We start from the raw sequence: 4,629 nt of genomic DNA on the forward strand, positions 1-4,629 counted from the left end.
GGGCGCCTGATTCGCTTCGATGTGCATCACGCCGTCGCAGCCGCCCGACACCGCACGCTTGAGCAGCGTGTCCATGCCTTGCTCGCGGTAGGTGAGTACGCGCAGCAGCATCGGCAGGTTGACGCCGGCGACGGCTTCGATCCGGCCGGGAGCGGTGAGCTTGGTGGCGACGTTGGACGGGGTTGCGCCGTAGATGTCCGTCAGGATCAGCACGCCGTGGCCGCTGTCGGTCCAGTCCAGCATCTGGCGCGCCTGCGGGAGGATGTCGAGCGGGTCGTCCTGCGCCGACAGGCCCAGTTGCGCCACCTGCGGCGGGCGCTTGTTCAGCACGTGGCAGGCGCACTGGATCAGCGATTCGCCGAGCGAGCCGTGCGTCACCAGAAAGATTCCGATCATTTCGATTCCGTCTCCATTGGCGGCGATTTTAGCCGATGGGGGCAAGGCATGGCGTGACGTACAGTCAGCCTGGCACACTATGCATAAAATATGACAAATGGAGATTGGTGGGCGCCAAACCTGCGATATGGCTGGGAAATCCGGTTTTGAGCATTGCGTCGAGACTGTTAAGCTTGTTTTGTACAAATATTTGTAAGGTAATGATCGCCATGTTCCGGGCGGCCCTCAGAGAGTACGGATGACAGAAAAAAAAGACCCCATGATCCCCGACGGGGACGTCAACCCCATCGATACCGACTACCAGATCGGCCAGGACAACATCATCGTCAACGTAGGCCCCTTGGGCCTCGACATCCACAACCGCGTATTCGCCATCTCGGGTGGCCTGGTGGTGCTGTTCGTGGCACTGACGCTGGCTTTCCACGACCAGGTCGAGCCGCTGTTCAGTGGCATGCGGACCTGGCTGACCTCGAACCTCGACGGCTTCTTCCTCGTCGCCGGCAACATCTTCGTGCTGGTGTGTTTCATCGTTGCGTTCTCGCCGCTGGGCCGGGTGCGGCTGGGCGGCACCGAAGCCACGCCGGATTACACTTACCTCGGCTGGTTCTCGATGTTGTTCGCTGCCGGCATGGGCATCGGCCTGATGTTCTTCGGCGTGTCCGAACCGCTGTCGCACTTCGGCGCGGCTTTCGGCGGCACGGCGATGGAGAACGGCGTGCGCACCGATTGGGCGCCGCTCGGCGCCGCGGCCGGTGATGCCGAAGCGGCCATGCGCCTGGGCATGGCGGCGACGATCTTCCACTGGGCCTTGCACCCGTGGGCGATCTACGCCGTGCTGGCGCTCGGCCTGGCGCTGTTCTCGTTCAACAAGGGGCTGCCGCTGACGATCCGCTCGGTGTTCTACCCGCTGCTGGGCGAGCGGGTGTGGGGCTGGCCTGGCCACCTGGTCGACATCCTCGCGGTGCTGGCGACGCTGTTCGGCCTGGCGACCTCGCTCGGCTTCGGCGCGGCGCAGGCGAGTTCGGGCCTGAACTTCCTGTTCGGCGTGCCGCTGGGCACCACCACCCAGATCGTGCTGATCACCGGCATCACCGCGATCGCGCTCGGCTCGGTCGTGTCCGGGCTGGATGCCGGCGTCAAGCTGCTGTCCGAGATCAACATGATCCTGGCGCTGCTGCTGCTGCTGTTCGTGATCGCCGTCGGGCCGACGCTGGACATCCTCGGCGGCTTATTCACCAATCTCGGTGCCTACCTGCAGCACCTGCCGGCTCTGTCCAACCCGGTCGGCCGCGACGACGCCAACTTCCTGCAGGGCTGGACCGCCTTCTACTGGGCCTGGTGGATCTCGTGGTCGCCCTTCGTCGGCATGTTCATCGCGCGCGTGTCGCGCGGCCGCACAGTGCGCGAGTTCATCGTCTCGGTGCTGATCGTGCCCTCGCTCGCCTGCACGCTGTGGATGACGGTGTTCGGCGAAACCGCCATCAGCCAGGTGGTGCGCGACGGCTACGAGGCTGCGCGCAATGCCGAGCTGCCGTTGCAACTTTTCATGACGCTCGATGCGCTGCCGCTGGCGCAGATCACTTCCTTCCTCGCCATCGTGCTGGTGGTGGTGTTCTTCGTCACCTCGTCCGATTCGGGTTCGCTCGTCATCGACGTGATCTCGGCAGGCGGCAAGATGGACGCGCCGATGCCGCAGCGCGTGTTCTGGGCGATCTTCGAAGGCCTGGTGGCGGTTGCGCTGGTGCTCGGCGGCGGGTTGGTGTCGCTGCAGGCGATGGCGGTGTCGACCGGGCTGCCGTTCGCTGTCGTGCTGCTGGTGGCGAGCGTGGCGATCATCAAGGGCCTGGCATCCGAGCCGCGCCCGGCAACGGTGCCGCGCCTGGCCAGATGACGGCGCGTGGGCGGACATGCAGCCGGGAAGGCGGCCGAATCTGCCGCCCCGGTGGTATGTTCGTCCCGACCGACATCCACGGACCCATGCCATGCAGGTCGAACAGCTCGAGATCCTCGACTTCCTCCGCGCCCACCCGCCTTTCGACGCCTTGCCGGAGGACGCCCTGCAGCGCGTGGCGGCGGCGGTCGATGTGCGCTACTACAAGGCCGGCGAGCAGATCATCGAATTCGGCCAACCCGCCGAGTTCTGGCACGTGGTGCGCAGCGGCGCGGTGGAGGTCTTCCGCCGCAACGGCACGCTGTACAACCGCCTGACGGCGGGCGGCTACTTCGGTGAATTCGGCCTGCTGCGTCATGGCCGCGTGCGCTTTCCCGCGACTGCGCTGGAAGATTCGCTGATCTACCTGATCCCGCAGCCGGTGTTCCTCGAACTCTTCGATGGCAACGAAGCCTTCGCCGACCACGTCGAAATCGAAGACCGCACCCGGCTGCGCCAGGTCATGTCGCGCCGCGAGGATGCCAACGACCTGTTGTCGGCCACCGTCGACACCCTCGTCGGGCGCGAGGCGGTCACACTGGGCAGCGAGGCCACCGCACGCGAGGCGGCGCAGCGCATGACGGCAGAAGGCGTCTCCTCGCTGCTGATCGTCGACCCCAACCCGGACGTGCCCGAACTGCCGCTGCTGTCCGGCATCCTCACCGACCGCGACCTGCGCACCCGCCTGCTGGCGCCCGGTCTGGGCCACGACACGCCGGTGAGCGAGATCATGAGCCCGGGCGTGGTCACGGTGGCGCACAACCAGCTGGTGTTCGAAGCCATGCTGGCGATGCTGCGCCGCAATGTGCATCACCTGCCGGTGATGAAGCACCAGCGTCCGCTCGGCATCGTCGCGCTGTCGGACATCATCCGCTACGAATCGCGCAACAGCCTGTTCGTGGTCGGCAGCATCTTCCGTGCCCAGACGGTGGATGATCTGGCCGCGCTGGTACCGGACGTGCGCGCCTGTTTCAGCCGCATGGTCGGCGAGGAAACCAGCGCCCACGTGGTCGGCAGCGCGATGGCGGCGATCGGCCGCAGCTTCAAGCAGCGCCTGCTGGAGCTGGCCGAAGCCGAACTCGGTCCGCCGCCGGTGCCCTACTGTTTTCTCGCGCTGGGCTCGATGGCGCGGCAGGAACAGTTGATCGTCACCGACCAGGACAATGCGCTGATCCTGGACAACCGCTTCGACCCCGCACGGCACGATGCCTGGTTCAAGGCGCTCGGCGATTTCGTCTGCGACGGGCTGGCGCGTTGCGGCTACAGCTACTGCACCGGCGGCGTGATGGCGAGCAACGAAAAATGGCGCCAGCCGCTCAAGGAATGGGAGCGCCGCTTCACCGACTGGATCGAGCGCCCGACCCCCGAATCGCTGCTGCACGCCGGCATCTTCTTCGACCTCGACGGCGTATGGGGGCGCACCGAATGGGCCGTGCGCCTGCGCGAACTGGTCGCGCGCAAGGCCCGCGACAATTCGCGCTTCCTCGCCTGCATGGCGCGCAACGCTCTGCTGCGAACCCCACCACTGGGCTTCTTCAAGGACTTCGTCGTCGAATCCGACGGCCGCCACACCCGGGCGATCAACATCAAGCGCCGCGGCACCGGGCCGCTGTCCGACCTGATCCGCGTGCATGCGCTGGCGATCGGCTCGCAGGCGCTCAATTCCTTCGAGCGCCTGCGCGAGATCATCGGCGCCGCCATCCTGCCGCTCGGGCGCGGGCAGGATCTGTACGACGCGCTTGAATTCATCTCGGCGGTGCGCGCGCGCAATCAGGCCCAGGACCTCGCCGCTGGCAACGAGCCGGACAACAGCCTCGACCCCGAAAAACTGTCCGAATTCGAACGCAAGAGCCTGCGCGACGCCTTCCTGATCCTGGGCAACGCGCAGAAGTACCTCAAGTACCGCTACCAGCCCGGCCGGGCCAACTGAGCACGGCACGATGCTGCACCTGGGGGACATGAAAGCGAAACCGGACCGCGCTTCGCGCCGGACACGTGCCGCCGCAGGCATCGACTGGCCGCAGCGTTTCGCCGCGCTTGCCGCCGCCGCGCGCGACCCGCGCCTGCAGGCCTTCTATGCGCAGGGGGTGCCAGCCGGCGACTGCCTGTTGAAGGACGTGCCGATGGCCGCGCTCGACATCGAAACCACCGGGCTGGACCCGGCACGCGACGAGATCGTCAGCATCGGCGTGGTGCCGATGACGGTGACCCACATCCAGGCCAGCGCCTCGCGCTACTGGGTGGTGCGCCCGGACGGGGAGCTGAAGCCGGAATCGGTGGCGATCCACGCCATCACCCATGCG

At 66.5% G+C, this 4,629-nt stretch carries 4 protein-coding genes; 3 read left to right on the plus strand and 1 reads right to left on the minus strand.

The features are described from left to right. On the minus strand, positions 1–396 hold a 396-nt coding region (locus TBU01S_RS16120; RefSeq protein ID WP_157659169.1), incomplete at its 3' end, for a PTS sugar transporter subunit IIA. Between the two features lie 259 nt (positions 397–655). Here TBU01S_RS16120 and TBU01S_RS16125 point away from each other — a divergent pair. The 3 genes from TBU01S_RS16125 to TBU01S_RS16135 form a co-directional block, all read left to right on the plus strand. Next, the gene (locus TBU01S_RS16125; protein ID WP_245650943.1) at positions 656–2,287 is read left to right on the plus strand and encodes a BCCT family transporter; all 1,632 of its coding nucleotides are present in this window, start codon (positions 656–658) and stop codon (positions 2,285–2,287) included. A 91-nt stretch (positions 2,288–2,378) separates the two neighbouring features. Further along, the gene (locus TBU01S_RS16130; RefSeq protein WP_068637974.1) at positions 2,379–4,256 is read left to right on the plus strand and encodes a DUF294 nucleotidyltransferase-like domain-containing protein; all 1,878 of its coding nucleotides are present in this window, start codon (positions 2,379–2,381) and stop codon (positions 4,254–4,256) included. Between the two features lie 28 nt (positions 4,257–4,284). Beyond that, on the plus strand, positions 4,285–4,629 hold a 345-nt coding region (locus TBU01S_RS16135; RefSeq protein ID WP_281178457.1), incomplete at its 3' end, for an exonuclease domain-containing protein.

The sequence above is a fragment of the Thauera butanivorans NBRC 103042 genome (genome assembly GCF_001591165.1).
GTDB lineage: Bacteria > Pseudomonadota > Gammaproteobacteria > Burkholderiales > Rhodocyclaceae > Thauera > Thauera butanivorans.